This window comes from Streptomyces sp. NBC_01460, from assembly GCF_036227405.1.
Taxonomy (GTDB): Bacteria; Actinomycetota; Actinomycetes; order Streptomycetales; family Streptomycetaceae; genus Streptomyces.
Genome location: NZ_CP109473.1, coordinates 4,652,437 through 4,667,901, shown reverse-complemented (window position 1 = coordinate 4,667,901; position 15,465 = coordinate 4,652,437). Strand labels below are relative to the sequence as shown.

16 protein-coding genes are annotated in these 15,465 nt (G+C 72.9%); 8 read left to right on the top strand and 8 right to left on the bottom strand.

Going from position 1 to position 15,465, the window contains the following annotated elements:
- The first annotated feature begins 100 nt into the window (after window positions 1–100).
- The gene (locus tag OG488_RS20935) at window positions 101–1,690 is read left to right on the top strand and encodes a M4 family metallopeptidase (protein ID WP_329231349.1); all 1,590 of its coding nucleotides are present in this window, start codon (window positions 101–103) and stop codon (window positions 1,688–1,690) included.
- Window positions 1,691–1,755: 65 nt separating this feature from the next.
- On the opposite strand, the gene OG488_RS20930 is transcribed toward OG488_RS20935, so the two are convergent.
- Window positions 1,756–3,177 (bottom strand): M1 family metallopeptidase, encoded by a 1,422-nt coding sequence (locus OG488_RS20930; protein ID WP_329231348.1) that lies wholly within the window; start codon window positions 3,175–3,177, stop codon window positions 1,756–1,758.
- A gap of 85 nt (window positions 3,178–3,262) precedes the next feature.
- The gene (locus OG488_RS20925; protein ID WP_329231346.1) at window positions 3,263–3,820 is read right to left on the bottom strand and encodes a GlcG/HbpS family heme-binding protein; all 558 of its coding nucleotides are present in this window, start codon (window positions 3,818–3,820) and stop codon (window positions 3,263–3,265) included.
- A 395-nt stretch (window positions 3,821–4,215) separates the two neighbouring features.
- Here OG488_RS20925 and OG488_RS20920 point away from each other — a divergent pair, with 395 nt between their 5' ends.
- From OG488_RS20920 to OG488_RS20910, 3 genes are all read left to right on the top strand, one after another.
- Window positions 4,216–5,469: a sensor histidine kinase gene (locus OG488_RS20920; RefSeq protein WP_329231344.1), complete on the top strand. Its 1,254-nt coding sequence runs from the start codon at window positions 4,216–4,218 to the stop codon at window positions 5,467–5,469.
- Entirely contained in the window at window positions 5,466–6,101 is a 636-nt protein-coding gene (locus OG488_RS20915) for a response regulator transcription factor (protein ID WP_329231342.1), read from the top strand. Before OG488_RS20920 ends, OG488_RS20915 begins: the two co-directional genes overlap by 4 nt.
- A 94-nt stretch (window positions 6,102–6,195) precedes the next feature.
- The gene (locus tag OG488_RS20910; RefSeq protein WP_329231340.1) at window positions 6,196–6,693 is read left to right on the top strand and encodes a hypothetical protein; all 498 of its coding nucleotides are present in this window, start codon (window positions 6,196–6,198) and stop codon (window positions 6,691–6,693) included.
- Window positions 6,694–6,748: 55 nt separating this feature from the next.
- Here OG488_RS20910 and OG488_RS20905 read toward each other — a convergent pair whose 3' ends face one another.
- Entirely contained in the window at window positions 6,749–7,447 is a 699-nt protein-coding gene (locus OG488_RS20905; protein ID WP_329231339.1) for a pentapeptide repeat-containing protein, read from the bottom strand.
- A 123-nt stretch (window positions 7,448–7,570) separates the two neighbouring features.
- Here OG488_RS20905 and OG488_RS20900 point away from each other — a divergent pair, with 123 nt between their 5' ends.
- Window positions 7,571–8,560 (top strand): zinc-binding dehydrogenase, encoded by a 990-nt coding sequence (locus OG488_RS20900; RefSeq protein WP_329231337.1) that lies wholly within the window; start codon window positions 7,571–7,573, stop codon window positions 8,558–8,560.
- Between the two features lie 12 nt (window positions 8,561–8,572).
- Here the strand turns inward: OG488_RS20900 and OG488_RS20895 are convergent, their stop codons facing one another.
- Together OG488_RS20895 and OG488_RS20890 are read right to left on the bottom strand one after the other, a co-directional pair.
- Window positions 8,573–9,049 (bottom strand): GNAT family N-acetyltransferase, encoded by a 477-nt coding sequence (locus OG488_RS20895; protein WP_329231336.1) that lies wholly within the window; start codon window positions 9,047–9,049, stop codon window positions 8,573–8,575.
- Between the two features lie 37 nt (window positions 9,050–9,086).
- Window positions 9,087–9,995, bottom strand: coding sequence for an aminoglycoside phosphotransferase family protein (locus tag OG488_RS20890; protein WP_329231334.1), 909 nt, complete (start codon window positions 9,993–9,995; stop codon window positions 9,087–9,089).
- A gap of 63 nt (window positions 9,996–10,058) precedes the next feature.
- Here OG488_RS20890 and OG488_RS20885 point away from each other — a divergent pair, with 63 nt between their 5' ends.
- Window positions 10,059–11,450 carry an NAD(P)/FAD-dependent oxidoreductase gene (locus tag OG488_RS20885; protein ID WP_329231333.1) on the top strand — a complete coding sequence of 464 codons (1,392 nt, stop codon included), beginning with the start codon at window positions 10,059–10,061 and terminating at the stop codon, window positions 11,448–11,450.
- A gap of 124 nt (window positions 11,451–11,574) precedes the next feature.
- Here OG488_RS20885 and OG488_RS20880 read toward each other — a convergent pair whose 3' ends face one another.
- A complete protein-coding gene (locus OG488_RS20880) occupies window positions 11,575–11,733 on the bottom strand; it encodes a hypothetical protein (RefSeq protein ID WP_329231332.1) in 159 nt (52 codons plus the stop codon).
- Window positions 11,734–12,102: 369 nt separating this feature from the next.
- Here OG488_RS20880 and OG488_RS20875 point away from each other — a divergent pair, with 369 nt between their 5' ends.
- Window positions 12,103–12,798: a TNT domain-containing protein gene (locus OG488_RS20875; protein WP_329231330.1), complete on the top strand. Its 696-nt coding sequence runs from the start codon at window positions 12,103–12,105 to the stop codon at window positions 12,796–12,798.
- A 76-nt stretch (window positions 12,799–12,874) separates the two neighbouring features.
- Window positions 12,875–13,240 (top strand): hypothetical protein, encoded by a 366-nt coding sequence (locus tag OG488_RS20870; protein WP_329231328.1) that lies wholly within the window; start codon window positions 12,875–12,877, stop codon window positions 13,238–13,240.
- Between the two features lie 61 nt (window positions 13,241–13,301).
- Here the strand turns inward: OG488_RS20870 and OG488_RS20865 are convergent, their stop codons facing one another.
- Both OG488_RS20865 and OG488_RS20860 read right to left on the bottom strand, forming a co-directional pair.
- A complete protein-coding gene (locus tag OG488_RS20865; RefSeq protein ID WP_329231326.1) occupies window positions 13,302–13,808 on the bottom strand; it encodes a pyridoxamine 5'-phosphate oxidase family protein in 507 nt (168 codons plus the stop codon).
- Window positions 13,809–13,892: 84 nt separating this feature from the next.
- Complete coding sequence (locus tag OG488_RS20860; protein ID WP_329231325.1) at window positions 13,893–15,362, bottom strand: MFS transporter; 1,470 nt, start codon at window positions 15,360–15,362, stop codon at window positions 13,893–13,895.
- Window positions 15,363–15,465 lie beyond the last annotated feature (103 nt).

The window sequence follows — 15,465 nt, the reverse complement described above, 5'->3', positions numbered from 1 at the left end:
CAAAAACTTGTGAGGCAATTGTCGGCGTCCCGTCAAAATCGTTCATTCGATGGCACGCTCTCCGCTCGTACCCCCCACAGGAACGAGCAACGGAGAAGGCATGACCCCCCACATGAACACCCGTCGCGCGGCCGCCCTGGCCGCAGTCGCCGCGATGGTCGTCGTAGGTGTCCAGACCGGTACGGCCGCGGCAGGTCCCCACACCGCCGACGACACCTCTTCGTCCTCCCGCTCCACGGCCGGAGCCTCGGCCCTCGGCGTGAACACCTCGGCCGCCCGCGCCACCGCCCTGCAGACCGCGCAGGCCGACGCCCCGGCCGCCGCCGAGTCCCTGGGACTCGGCAGCCAGGAGAAACTGATCGCCCGTGACGTGATCAAGGACGCCCACGGCACCGTGCACACCCGCTACGAGCGCACCTACGCCGGGCTGCCCGTCCTCGGTGGTGACCTCGTCACCCACACCGCCGCCGACGGCACGTCCAAGGGTGTGGACAAGGCGACCACGGCCCGCATCTCCGTGCCCTCCACCCAGCCGAAGCTGAAGGCCGCCGCGAGCGCGCGCACGGTCGTCTGGGCGGGCAGTGGGAAGCCCGCCCTCGCCTTCGAGACCGTGAAGGCCGGGGTCCGGAAGGACGGCACGCCCAGCAAGCTGCACACGATCACGGACGCCACGACCGGCAAGCGGCTGCACAGCTTCGAGGCCGTGGAGACGGGCACCGGGAACAGCCAGTACAGCGGAGAGGTCACGCTGTCGACCACCAAGGGCGGTTCGGGCTTCGAGCTGACCGACGGCGACCGGGGCGGCCACAAGACCTACGACCTGAATCAGGGCCAGACCGGCACCGGCACCCTCGTCACCGACGCCGACGACACCTGGGGCGACGGCACCGGCGCCGACCGCCAGACCGCCGCCGTCGACGCCCACTACGGCGCCGCGAAGACCTGGGACTTCTACAAGTCCGAGCTGGGCCGCGACGGCATAGCCGGCGACGGCAAGGCCGCGTACTCCCGCGTCCACTTCGGCACCGGCTACGTCAACGCCTTCTGGGACGACAGCTGCTTCTGCATGACCTACGGCGACGGGGCCGACGACAAGAGCGCGCTCACCGCGATCGACGTCGCCGGCCACGAGATGAGCCACGGCCTGACCGCTGCCACCGCCAACCTCGACTACGCGGGCGAGTCCGGCGGCCTCAACGAGGCGACCAGCGACATCTTCGGCTCCTCGGTCGAGTTCTTCGCCGGCAGCACGGCCGACCCCGGTGACTACCTCATCGGCGAGAAGATCGACATCAACGGCGACGGCACCCCGCTGCGCTACATGGACAAGCCGAGCAAGGACGGCGGCTCGGCGGACTACTGGGACGCCAACGTCGGCGACCTCGACGTGCACTACTCCTCCGGAGTCGCCAACCACTTCTTCTACCTGCTGGCCGAGGGCAGCGGCGCCAGGACGATCGACGGGGTCGACTACGACTCCCCGACCGCCGACGGCTCCACGGTCACCGGCATCGGCCGCCAGAAGGCCTACCAGATCTGGTACAAGGCGCTCTCCGTCTACATGACGTCGACCACCGACTACGCGGGCGCGCGCGTCGCGACCGAGAAGGCGGCGACCGACCTGTTCGGGGCCGGCAGCGCCGAACTCGCCGCCGTCGACGCCGCCTGGACCGGGGTCAACGTCAAGTAACCGCAGGGCACCTCACGTCACAGCACTCATGTCGCGTCGTGTTGCGTCGTGTCACAGGGAGCCGGTCAGCCCACGGGCGGCCGGCTCCCGCCGTCGAGCCAGGTGTCCCACAGCTCCGTGAGGTCCAGGCCGGACTCCTCCTCGACGTAGGCGGTGAAGTCCGCCGTCGAGGCGTTGCCGTGCCGGTGCGCCGACAGCCACCCCCGGACGATGCCGAAGAAGGCCTCGTCGTCGTCCACCTCCTGCCGGACGCGGTGGACGACCATCGCGCCCCGGCCGTACACCGGCGGCCGGGAGAGATCGGCCGGGCCCGGCGGACGGGACGCGGGAAAGGCCCAGTTGGCCTCGTCGGCGTACGCCTTCCGGAAGCTCTCCGCCACGGGGACGCCGTCGTGGTCCTCGCTCCAGAGCCACTCCGCGTACGTCGCGAAGCCCTCGTTGAGCCACATGTCCCGCCAGCTCTCGGGCGTGACCGAGTCGCCGAACCACTGGTGGGCCAGCTCGTGGACGAGCAGCCCGGTGTCCGGAGGGCCGGGGAAGAACGGCCGGTTCTGGGTCTCCAACGCGTATCCGGCGTCACCCCGCCGGCCCACGACCGCCCCGGCCGAGGAGAAGGGGTACGGGCCGAACCGCTCCTCGCCCCACGCCACGACCTCGGCGATCCGGTCCGGCACCCCGGCGCTCGCCCGGTCCACCGCCGGGTCGACGGCGGTGATCACCGGCAGGCCGTCCTCCGTGGCCGTTGTCCGGACGTTGTAGCGGCCGACCGCGACGGTCGCGAGGTAGCTCGCCATGGGTTCGCGGGTGCGCCAGTGGAACGTGGTGCGCCCCCCGTCCGTACGACGGGACACCAGCTCACCGTTGGAGACGGCGCTCCGCCCCTCGGGCACGGTGACCCTGATGTCGTAGGCGGCCTTGTCGCCCGGGTGGTGGTTCCCGGGGAACCAGGTCAGGGAACCTGCCGGCTCCCCCAGCGCCACCGCCCCGTCCGCGGTCCGCAGCCAGCCCTCCTCGGAACCGTCCGCGTCGGTCACGGTCCGGGGTGAGCCGGCGTAGCGCACGACGGTGCGGAAGGTGCCGCCCGTACGGAGGTGGTCCGCGACCGCGCGGTCCGGACGCAGCGTCAGCTCCGAACCCGCCCGGCTCACCGCGGCCGGCCGGCCCTCCACGGTCACCGACCGGACCTCCAGTCCGGCGAGGTCCAGGTGGAACGCGCTGAGGTCCTGGGTCGCCCGGGCGGTGATCACGGCCGTCGCGCTCAGCCGCTCGGCCGTGGCATCGACATCGAGGGTCAGGCCGTAGTGCGTGACGTCGTAGCCGCCGTTGCCCAGCCGGGGGAAGTACGGGTCGCGCACCCCGGCCGCACCCGGGGTGCCCATGCTCCCGCCGAGGCCTGCCGCGCAGCCCGCGAGCAGGGCGAGCAGGGCCGGCAGCAGGACGGCGGCGTGAGCGGTGCGGCGTACGGCCGCCGCTGTCGGGTGATCCACGCCGTCGATCCTAAGGACGCTCCGGCGGCCGGGCGCCCTCCGCCGTTCCCGACGGCGGTGGCGCCCGCGCCCCGCGCCCGTGCCGCTACTTGGTGACGGCCGCGACACCCGCCGCGGCGAACTTCTCGTCGAGGTCGCCGCTCGGGGCCCCCGCGACACCGATGCCCGCCACCGGCGCGCCCTTGACCTGCACGGGCGAACCGCCGGCCAGGAACAGGGTGCCGGGGATGTCCTTCAGGTTCGGAGCCTGCTCCAGACGCTTGACCAGCTCGGAGGTGGGCGCGTTCCAGGAGACGGCGGTGTACGCCTTCTTCACGGCGGACTCGGGGGACTGCGGGCCCGCACCGTCACCGCGCAGGGTGACCACGGTGTTGCCGTTGCGGTCGACGACGGCCACCGAGACGCGCTGGTTCTCCTTCTTCGCGGCGTCCAGAGCGGCCTGCGCGGCCTTGGTGGCGGCGGCGACGGTCAGGTGGGTGGACTGCTGGAGGTTCCGGTCGGCGGCGTCGGCCTTCACGGCCGCGGCGGGCACGGCGGCCGGGGCGGTCGCGTTCGCGGACACCGCGCCGAACGTTCCGGCGCCCAGGGCCGCGGCAGCGACGGCACCGGTCAGGACACGGGTGCGCAGCGACATCTTCTTCATGGTGGGCTCCTCGGGTGAGTGCGGCCCGGCCTCGGACCGGGTGGCTTCCGCTATCGATCCTCCGGCCGGATCCGGGCCCGTACCGTCGGCGTACCGGATGGAAGCCGCCGCCGTGTCGGCCGACGGCACCGTCAGCCGATCGGTTGATGCGGAGGTGGCCCCGAGGGGTGACCATGGGGGTGTCCCCGCAGGTCAGCAATGGCCCGGTGGTGCGGCAGCACGGGCCGACAGGGCCGCGAGGTCAAACGGGGGTCGGCGGCGTCAACGGTCGAGGGAGCGCGGGGTACGAGGTGCGGCGGAACGGAACCGGCCCGGACGCGGAGCGGCCGTCACCGGCGGACGGCCCGGAACGGCCGTCACCGGCGGGCGCGGCTGACACGGAAGGGCCGGTCGCGGTGGCCGGCGATCCGGACGCCCGGTGGCTGGCCCTCCTCATGCACGCCGCGTTCTTCCTGCTGCTCGGTGCCTCGCTCGCGCGCTTCCTGATGCGCCACCCCGGCGAGACCCGCACCCCCTGGATCATCGCGCTGTCGGCCGTGCTCGCCGTCCTCTACCTCCTCGGTCCGGTGCTCGGCTCCCGGCCGACACCACGCCGGCTCACCTGGCTCGGCGTCCTCGTGGTGGTCTGGATGGTCCTGGTCGTCCTCGCGCCGAGCTTCGCGTGGTGCGCCGTCCCGCTCTTCTACACGGGCCTGCGGATCCTGCCGCCGCGCGCCGCCCTGGCTCTCGTCGCGCTGCTCACCCTGTTCGTCGTCGCCGCACAGCTTCGGCTCGCCTCCGGCTTCGACCCGAATCTCGTCCTGGCCCCGCCCGCGGTCGCCGCCGTCGCCACCGCCGTGTTCGTCCACATGCAGCGTCAGGCCGTACGCCAACGGGACCTCGCCGGACGCCGGCGCGAGCTGATCGACGACCTGCTGCGCACCCGGCGGGAACTGGCCGCCACCGAACGCCGGGAAGGCACCCTCGCCGAACGCCAGCGGCTGTCCATGGAGATCCACGACACCCTGGCCCAAGGCCTCTCCAGCCAGCAGATGCTGCTCCAGGCGGCCGACCGCTCCTGGGACACCGACCCGGCCACCGCCCGCCGCCACGTCCTGACCGCGACCGGCATCGCGGAGCGGAACCTCGCCGAGGCCCGCCGCTTCGTGCACGACCTGGCCCCCGCCGACCTGGCCGAGGGCGGCGGGCTGGAGGCGGCGCTGGACGCACTCGCCGCCCGGGAGACCGCCCAGGCGCGCGGCGGCCTCACCGTCCGCTGCCATGTGGAGGGCGCCCCCGCCGCGCCTCTTCCCGACCGGGTGCAGTCGGCGCTGCTGCGGATCGCGCAGGGCGCCCTCGCGAACGTCACCGAGCACGCCGGGGCGACCGTCGCCGCCCTGACCCTGACCCACCTCGACGACCGGGTCGTCCTCGACATCGCCGACAACGGCCGGGGCTTCGGCCCCGACCGGCCCGCACCCCGCCCGCCCGAGGGCGTACGCGGCCACGGACTGCCGGCGATGCGTGCCCGGCTCCAGCAGCTCGGCGGCACCCTGACCGTCGAATCCGCGCCGGGCGAAGGCACGGTCCTCTCCGCCGCCGTCCCCCTGCCCCACACCGCCGCCCCAGCCGCCCCAGCCGCCCCAGCCGCCCCGGAGGAACGCGCATGACCCCGCCCGTACGGATCCTGCTCTGCGACGACCACGCCGTCGTACGGGCCGGACTGCTCGCCCTCCTCGGCGGCGAGCCCGACATCGAGGTCGTGGGCGAGGCGGGCAGCGGCGAGGAGGCCGTCGCCCTCGCCGCCCGCCTCGGCCCCGACGTCGTCCTGATGGACCTCCAGCTGGGCCCGGGGATCGACGGGGTCGAGGCCACTCGCCGCATCACCGCCGGGACCGGGACCGGCACCGTCAACGTGCTCGTCCTCACCACGTACGACACCGACGCCGACATCACCCGTGCCATCGAGGCGGGGGCCACCGGCTACCTCCTGAAGGCCGAACGCCCCGAGGAGCTCTTCGCCGCGATCCGAGCCGCCGCCCAGGGACGCACCACACTCTCCCCGCCGGTCGCCAGCCGTGTCATGGCCCGGATGCGCAGCCCCAGGCCCACCCTGACGGAACGCGAACGCGACATCCTGGGCCAGCTGTCACAGGGGCTCGGCAACCGTGACATCGCCCGCGCCCTCTTCATCAGCGAGGCCACCGTCAAGACCCACCTGGGCCGGATCTACGAGAAGCTCGACGTGGACACCCGGGCGGGGGCGGTCGCCGTGGCCAAGGAACAACGGCTGCTCCCCTGACGGCAGCCGTGACCGACCGCACTACGCCACGGCCCGGACCGGCGGCCGCCGCCGCCCGGCGCGGGACGCTCGCGGGGCATGACACCATCGAACCGTGCTCGACATCGGCTACTCCCTCTCCCGGCGCTTCCCGGACCCCCCGCAGACCGACTACCGCCGCGCGGACGTCCGCGCCCTGCGGCACGACCTGTTCTCCGGGGACGTCTACCTCGCCGACACCAAGGCCGACCGCGAAGTGTCCACAGCCTGGGGATGGGTCCCCGTCCTCGACTTCGCCTGGGCACTCTGCGACATCGTCGAGCAGATCGACCGCGACCCCCGGGGCAGCCGCTCGCACCGCAGGCAGTTCGCCGAGCTCGACTTCACCGAATCGTCGGACCGGATGCTCTTCGAGCGCCGCTTCGGCTGGGTGGACGTCGAGGCCGACTGGATGCCGGGCGAGGAGCCCCCGCTCACCTTCAGCCACTCCCTGCTGCGCCGCGAGGCCCGCGACTTCCTGCACGACCTGATCGCCGACCTGGCCGACATGCACGAAGGCCTCGCCGACAACCCGGTCGTCTGGGACCTCCAGGCCCGCTTCCCCCGCCTCTGACAGCGCCCGTCCACCGAGGTCGCACAGGCCACGGACGTCATGGAGCCCACCGCGTTCACCCCTCCACCCGCACCCCGATCTGCGCCGCGAAGGCCGGGGCCAGCTCCATCAGCTGCGACGGACTGATCACCGCACCCGCCAGCCGCTCCACCCCCCGCGCGATGTCGAGCTCCGCGACCGTCCGCAGATCGACGGACTCCATCCGCACGGCACTGAAGTCGGCACGCTTCAGCACACAGTCCCGGAACTCCACCCGGACCAGCTGCGCCTCCCCGAAATCCGGCTCCGAGAGCACACACCCCTCGAACACGACGTCCTTCAGCCGCGCCTTGCGAAGATTCAGGTAATCGATCTTCCCGCCCCGCACGAGCACCCGCTCCAGCACCGCACCGTGCAGCTGCACCCCGCCCAGTCGCGCGTCCACGACCTCCACGTCCCGCAGCGACGCCCCCGCGAGATCGGTGCCCACACCGCGCACGCCCGTCAGCACCGAGTCGATGAATCGGGCCCGCACCAGCTCCGTGCGGTCCAGCGCGCACCCCCGCAGCTCGCAGTCCATGAAGCGCGCGCCGGGGCCCGACGCGTCCGCGAGGTCCGTGCCCTCGAACCGCACACCGTCGTAGTCCCCGTCCGGCTCCAGTCCCTCCCCGTCGTACTCCACCAGCGGCGGAAGCCGGACCTCCGGACGCCGTGCCTCGGCCACCCCGTCCTTCGCGCCCGCGCCCTTGCCGCTCCTGCTGCCTGTACGTGCCATGCCCCCATCGTGACGCACACCACTGACATCGCCCAGGGAGCTCTTGACCTCAACCGCACCTGAGGTCGGAGGGTGGGGGCACCGGCCGTCGGCCGGCTCCTCACCACCCTCGGGAGATCCGCCATGCTCGCCATCCGCCTCCACGCCTTCGGCCCCGCGGAGAACCTCGTCCACGAGCGGACCGAGGACCCCGTGCCCGCCCCCGGCCAGGTCCGTGTCGCCGTGGCCGCGGCCGGGGTGCACCTCCTCGACACCCACCTGCGCGAAGGCAGACCCGGCCCCTACCGGTCCACCGCCGCCCGGCTGCCGACCGTCCCCGGCCGTGAGGTCGCGGGCACCGTCGAGTCCCTCGGAGAGGGCACCGACCCCGGCTGGCTCGGCCGCGAGGTCGTCGCCCACCTCGGCGCGGCCCCCGGCGGCTACGCCGAACTGGCCGTCGTCGACGCCGAGAAGCTCCACCCGATCCCCGACGGGCTCGACGCCGCCGAGGCCGTCGCCATGATCGGTACGGGCCGCACCACCCTGGGCATCCTGGGTTTCACCGACCTCGGCCCCGGATCCGTCGCCGTCGTCACCGCCGCGGCCGGCGGCATCGGCACACTCCTCGTCCAGCACGCGGTGAACGCCGGAGCCGAGGTCATCGGCCTGGCGGGCGGGCCCGCGAAAGTCGCCCGCGTCGCGGCGAACGGAGCCGGCCTCGCCGTCGACTACACCCTGCCCGACTGGCCGCGCCGCGTCCGCTCCCGCCTCGAAGCCCTCGGCCGCCCGGCCACCGTCGTCTTCGACTCGGTCGGGGGGATCACCGCCCGCGCCGCCGTCGACCTCCTGGGCAAGGGCGGCGAACACCTGGTCTACGGCAGCTCCGGCGGCCGGGCGCTCTCCTTCGGCGCGGAGGAGCTTGCCGAGCGCGGCATCACCTCCCGGAACGTCCTCGGCCCCGCCATGATCGAGAAGGGCGGCGGCATGCGGGCCCTGGAGACCCGCTCCCTGGCCGAGGCCGCCGCGGGCCGCCTGCGCCCCGCCGTCCAGCTCTTCCCGCTGGCCGAAGCGGCGGCCGCGCACCGGGCGCTGGAGACCCGGGGCACGACGGGGAAGGTCGTCCTCGTACCGTGAGGCCGCGCCGCCTCAGGCCCCGCCGAGCTCCGCCAGCGCCCCGTCCGTGAGCCGGTACACCGTCCACTCGTCCTGGGGGCGTGCGCCCAGCGACTCGTAGAACGCGATGGACGGGGCGTTCCAGTTCAGCACCGACCACTCCAGGCGCCCGTAACCGCGCTCCACACAGATCCGCGCCAGCTCCGCCAGCAGCGCCTTCCCGTGACCACCGCCGCGCCGCTCCGGGCGCACGTAGAGGTCCTCCAGATACACGCCGTGCACCCCGCGCCACGTCGAGAAGTTGAGGAACCACAGCGCGAAGCCGACCACTTCGCCGTCGTCGTCCGACACCGCGATGTGCGCGTACGCGGCCGGCCGCTCGCCGAACAGGGCCTCGTGCAACTGCTCCTCGGTGGCGTTCGCCTCGTCGAGCGCCTTCTCGTAATCGGCTAGCTCCCGGACCATGGCGTGGAGGGCAGGGACGTCTTCAGGGGTGGCTACGCGAATCATGAGGGCAGCCTAGACAGGCGGGCCGACCCCGTGCTCCTCAATTGCGCCCCAGCAGCCGCCGGGCGATCTCCGCATGGTCCGGCGCCAGCCTCACCATGCCCGGCGCACCCCACAGCCCGTTCTGCAGCACCCGCCCCAGCGTCCAGGCCCGCGCCCGCTCCCGGTCCAGCCCCAGCACCCCGGACAGCAGGTCGAACCTCCACAGCACCTCGGACGCGTCGAACCTGTTGTCGAGTGCGGGGAACAGCTCGAACCCCGGATCACCGCTCAGCGGCTTCGGGTCCAGCACCACCCACTCCCCCGCCCGGCCCTCCTCCGCGCGCCCGGCCAGGATGTTGTCGTAGTGCAGGTCCCAGTGCAGCAGCCGGTCTCCCGGCTCCCCCGCCACCTCCCGCACCGCCGCCGCACAGTCCAGCAGCAGCCGCCGCTCGCCCTCGTCCGCCAGCTCCGCCGCCGCCCCCGGCGCCGCCTCCAGCATCCGCGCGGCCGCGTCCTCCAGGCTCCGCATCCCCGCCGGAGCGGGCACTCCGGCCAGCCGGGCCAGCGAATCCGCGAGCACCCGCACCGCCGCCCGGGCGTCCTCGACGCCGGTCAGCGGACGCCGCTCGTCGAGCCGTTCCAGCAGCATCGCCCCGGTCGTCGTGTCATGCTCCAGCAGCGCCACCGTCCCGGCGCCGGCCGCGCCCCAGATCCGCAGCGCGACGGGCTCCCCCGCCGTCTCCTCGTCGACCATCTGCAGCTTCAGCGCGGCCCGGCGCCCGTCCGCCTCCCGCACCACCGGCAGCACCAGCGCGCACATCCCGGACATCGCGGCCCCGTCGGGCCGCAGCCCCCACTCCTCCAGGAACCTCCCGGCGAGCCCCGGCAACGCGGCGGCGAACGCCTCTCCCGCCGTACCGCTGTAGGTCCTCAGATTCACCGTCAGGTCATCCGGTACGTCGATCACACCGCGAGCCTAGAGGTACCGTCCCTCCAGCGACTCGGCTGCACACGGACAAGCAGGGGACACATGAACACCGTCAACGGCGGCATCTCGTTCTGGTACGCGCACGAGGGCACCCCCTCTCCACGCGAACCCCTGCCCGGCGACAGCTCCGCCGACGTCTGCATCGTCGGCGGCGGCTACACCGGGCTCTGGACGGCGTACTACCTCAAGAAGGCCGTCCCCTTCCTCAACATCACCGTGCTGGAAGCCAAGTTCTGCGGTTACGGCGCCTCCGGCCGCAACGGCGGCTGGCTGTACAACGGCATCGCGGGCCGCGCCCGCTACGCCCAGCTGCACGGCCACGACGCCGCCGTCCGTCTCCAGCAGGCCATGAACGAGACCGTCGGCGAGGTCATCCGCGTCGCCGGCGAGGAGGACATCGACGCCGACATCCACCACGGCGGCGTCCTCGAGGTCGCCCACACCCCCTCGCAGCTGGCCCGCCTCAAGGACTTCCACTCCGTCGAGATCGCCTTCGGCGAGACCGACCGCGTCCTGCGCGGCGCCCGCGAGACCGCCGAACGCATCCGCGTCAACGGAGCCGTCGGCTCCAGCTGGACCCCGCACGGCGCGCGCCTGCACCCGGCCAAGCTGGTCAAGGGCCTCGCCGACGCCGTCGAAGCCCTCGGCGTCACGATCCACGAGTCGACCCCCGTCACCGAGATCAAGCCCAAGCACGCCGTCACCCCGTACGGCACCGTCCGCGCCCCCTACGTGCTGCGCTGCACCGAGGGCTTCACCGCGGGCCTCAAGGGCCACCGCCGCACCTGGCTCCCGATGAACTCCTCCATGATCGTCACCGAGCCGCTGCCCAAGGCCCTCTGGGACACCATCGGCTGGGACGGCCGAGAGACGCTCGGCGACATGGCCCACGCCTACATGTACGCGCAGCGCACCGCCGACGACCGCATCGCCCTCGGCGGCCGGGGCGTCCCCTACCGCTACGGCTCCGCGACCGACAACGACGGGCGCACCCGGCCCGAGACCGTCGAGGCCCTGCGCGACCTGCTCGTCCGCTTCTTCCCCACCACCGCCGGCACCCGCATCGACCACGCCTGGTCCGGGGTGCTCGGCGTCCCCCGCGACTGGTGCGCCACCGTCACCCTGGACCGCAGCACCGGCCTCGGCTGGGCGGGCGGCTACGTCGGCTCGGGCGTCGCCACCGCCAACCTCGCCGCCCGCACCCTGCGCGACCTCATCCAGCAGGACTCCGGCCAGGCCGGTCCCACGGACCTGACCGCCCTCCCGTGGGTCAACCACCGGGTCCGCCGCTGGGAGCCCGAACCCTTCCGCTGGCTGGGGGTCCACACCCTCTACGCCGCCTACCGCGCCGCCGACCGCCGCGAGGCCGCCTCACCGCACCTCGGCACCGACCGCATCGCGAAGGTGGCGGACCGCATCTCCGGACGCCACTGACCGGGCGGAGACCCGCCAGGACGAGCTGGGGGCGCCGGATCCGTCGCCGGGTCCGGCGCCCACCGTCGTCAGGAGCGGCGACGGCGGCGACAGCGGTGGCGGAACCCTGCCGCAGGCAGAACGCTCAATTCCGCTCCGTGCCCGGCCCACCCGATCCCTTCTTGGCGTCGCGGATCCGCCAGATGCCGAGTCCCACCGTGATGACGGTGATGAGGACGAGCATCACCGCACCCGTGGGCCAGAAGTCGGTCTTCCTCCGAGCGGCGAGACGGAGAAGTTCCACGGGTCCTCCCTCTGCTGTCCGTACGCGATCAGGGCCGGTTCTCACCGCCGGTCGCGGCACCTCCGTGTACCCGTCGAACCCGCAGTCCACTCGACGCGATACGGCACCTGGTCGCCGGCCGACGCAACGCCCCGAGGTGCGGTGCAGGGCACGCCAGCCCGGCGTGATCCGAACGAGCCCTGGGCCAAACAGGAGAACGTGCGACTCCGTGCGGGTGACAGCACGCATCCCTGCCTGCGCGCGTGCCCCCACTCCCCTTTGACTGGCGGTCACCACATCACGGCGCCCTCTCGCGGGGCGCCTTCGCACGACCTCGACGTCCGCGTGCCGGTCCTGGCCGGCGCGGGCAATGAGAAGGGACCGAATGCCATGCGGGTGCTGCGGAACATCGCCTGGAGCGCGATCGCCTCGCTCCTCCTCCTCGTCGGCCCGGCGCCGGCGGCCCACGCCGACACCGGCACGGGCACCGGCACCGCGGCCCGCCCCGGAGCCCAGTGCCCGACCGACGGCCGGACGCGAGGCATCTCCGGAGCACCCAACCCGGCGCTGGAGCAGTACTACCTCGACGACTGGCGGCTCGGCCCCCGGGTCCTGCCGAGGACCGGCGCCATCGGCACGATGCTGCGGGGTTACGACCGCACGGGACCGACCTCGGCGTACTGGTTCCTCGGCTGCTACTGGCAGACCAACCCGGTGACGGGCGAGTCCGGTTGGTGGTACCCGGACAACGACGGCTTCGTCCTCGACCGCTCCGGCGATCCCGTGAAGAAGACCCTGACGCTCCGCGTCGGGCAGCTGGTCGACCTGTTCGGCAGCGGGCGCGGCAACTTCCTCGCCCCCGCCGGGACGCCGTACGCCAAGCGCGCCATCCCGCCGAGCAACCTCGTCAGGTACACCGACGACTACCCGTACAGCTACCACCTGTACAGGGTGGAGGAGGCGTTCACCGTGGAGGCGGGCCGCATCCGCCCCTGGTTCGGGCAGCCCGGTCTGGGCATCCAGTACAAGACGGGCCAGCGGGTCTCGGAGCTGGTCACCGCGGACAAGCTCGAAGCCCTGAACTGATCACGGCACCACACTCCCGGGCGGGTTCCGGCACCACCGGAGCCCGCCCGGACGCATGCAGGGGGGAACCCGGACGATGAACACGGCGGAGCTCACCGAGCGTCTGCGCCGCGAGGGCGTCCCGGACGCGCTGTACGAGATCCCGGGCGTCCACGCCGTCCCCGTCCAGCTGGACGCCTACTACGTCCTGCGCCAGGAGGAGGACGCGTGGCCGGTCCTGCTCCGCCAGCGGGGCACGGACGAGGTGATCGTGCGCTTCGGTACCGAGGCGGAGGCCTGCCGCTACCTGTACGACGCCCTCACCGACGTCCCGCCGCCCGTCCCCGGCGGCCCCGAGCGGGTCGACCGCCTCCTGGCCGACGCCGACGAGATCCAGCGCAGGGCCGAGGAGGACTTCGAGCAGGCCCCCGGCCGGAACACCGGCGAACCACCGGGCGCCTGACCCGCACGATCTCCCTCGACGGAATGCCCGGCCGGGCATTCCGTCGACAGCGGTCAGTGCGTCACGCCGTCCTCTCCCGGCTGCCGGACGGCGCCGTCCAGACGGTGCTGCGCAGATCCGAACCGCGGACCAGCTGCACGCGCCAGGGGTCGATGCGGATCACGTCGTACCCGGGATCCTCGACGCCGCCCCGCCAGTAGTGGACCGGGTCGTAGCCCACGCCCGGTGGACTCCCCTGGACGTAGAGGTCCCAGGCGTGACGCTTGTCGGCCTCCGATGCGGCCCAGGTGGAGACGGCGTCGATGTGGAGGGCGTTCTGACGGGGGCTCCAGTAGGAGTACGTCGTGTGCGGATTGGCGGCCAGGTGAGCTGACTTGACGGGTGTCCGGTACGACGCCAGCCAGCCGACGGGACGGTCGTCGACCACCTCCCAGACGGGGAGCAGCACCCGTGCGCGAGGCCGGTTCCTGCGGTCGACCGTGACCATCGTGGCGTACGTGATGTCGCGGATGTAGCTGAAGAAGGGGTCCTGGACGTCGGTGAAACGGCCGGCCACGGTGGTGGGCATGCGGTGTACTCCTTCGCAGGGCGCACGGGCTGGATGTCGGTGGAGGACGTCGCGGGGTGCCGGCGGGGTGCCGGGGCCCGGGTGTCAGCGGGCGGCGGGCAGTTCCGCCGCCCGGTCGTCGGCCGGCGGTTCACCCGTGACGATCACCTGCCCGTCGGCGGCCCGGCGGGAGCGCAGTCCGAGACCGCTGATGAGCGTCGCGAGCAGGGCCGCGACGAGCGGCACCCAGAGCGCCGCCCGGTATCCGTCGAGCAGCGCGCCGGGCGAATCCGACGCGGTGGCCGCGACGTTGACGGTCGCGGCGGCCGAGAGGCCGAGCGCCGCACCGAACTGGAACGCGGTGTAGAGCAGACCGCCGGCCAGCCCCTGTTCCTCCTCCTTCACGCCTTCGGTGGCGACGATGGTGAGCGGACCGTAGGCCAGCGAGAAGGCGACGCCGAGGAGCAGCAGGCTCGGGAGCATGGCCGCGTAGGTCCAGTCGGCGCCGACGGGCAGGAAGAGGGCGTACGACAGGGAGGCGAGGAGCAGTCCGCCGACGATCAGTCTGGCGTTGCCGAAGCGGGCGACCAGTCCGGGCACGAGGACCGGGGAGAGGATCGCGTCGATCCCGATGACGATCATCGCGAAGCTGGTCTCCAGCGTGGACCAGCCGCGCAGTTCCTGGAGGTAGAGGACGACCAGGAACTGGAAGCCGAAGAAGCCCGCGGCGAAGAGCAGTCCGACCAGGTTGGCGCGCACCAGTGCGGCGTTTCGGAAGATGCCGAGGCGGACCAGGGGAGCCGGTGAGCGGCGTTCGACCGCGACGAACGCGGCGAGCGCGGCGAGACCCGCGCCGAGCGTGCCGAGGGTCCAGGCGAGCGACGTGTGACCGGCGCGTTCGACGCCGACGACCAGCAGCAGGATCGCCGCGGTGATGGTGAGGCCGCCGGCGAGGTCGAGACGCCCGCCCGGACGGTCGGACCGCGGCGACCTGGGTACGAACACGAGCGCGGCCAGCAGGATCAGGGCCGAGAGCACGACCGGGGCGAAGAACACCCAGCGCCAGTCGACCGAGGCGAGCAGGCCGCCCACGACCAGCCCGATCGAGAATCCGCCCGCCGCGGTACCGGAGTAGATGAGCAGGGCCTTGTTGCGCCGCGGGCCCTCCTCGAAGCCGGTGGTGATGATGGACAGACCGGCCGGGGTCATGAAGGCGGCCGCGACGCCGGTCACGAACCGGGCCGTGACGAGCATCCAGCCCTCCGTGGCGAATCCGCCGAGCCCGGAGAAGACGAGGAAGACGGCGAGCCAGAGGACGAACATCCGGCGCCGCCCGAAGAGGTCGGCGGCACGTCCGCCGACCAGCATGAAGCCGCCGTACCCGAGGACGTAGGCGCTCATGACCCACTGCAACGAGCCGGTGGACAGGCCGAGATCGGCACGGATGGAGGGCAGGGCCACGTTGAGCATGGCCACGTCGATGCCTTCCAGGAAGATCGCGCCGCACAGGACGAGCAGCACGCCCCAGTCACGGGCACCGAGCGGGGCATCGACCGCTGCCTTCTGCTCACTCATGTCGGTTCAGCTCCTGAGTAACGAGGATGGTGGAAGGGGTGGCGCCGCGGTGCCGGAGGCCTCCGTCGGCGGCACCTTCACCCTCGGCCAGGACACCTGACCG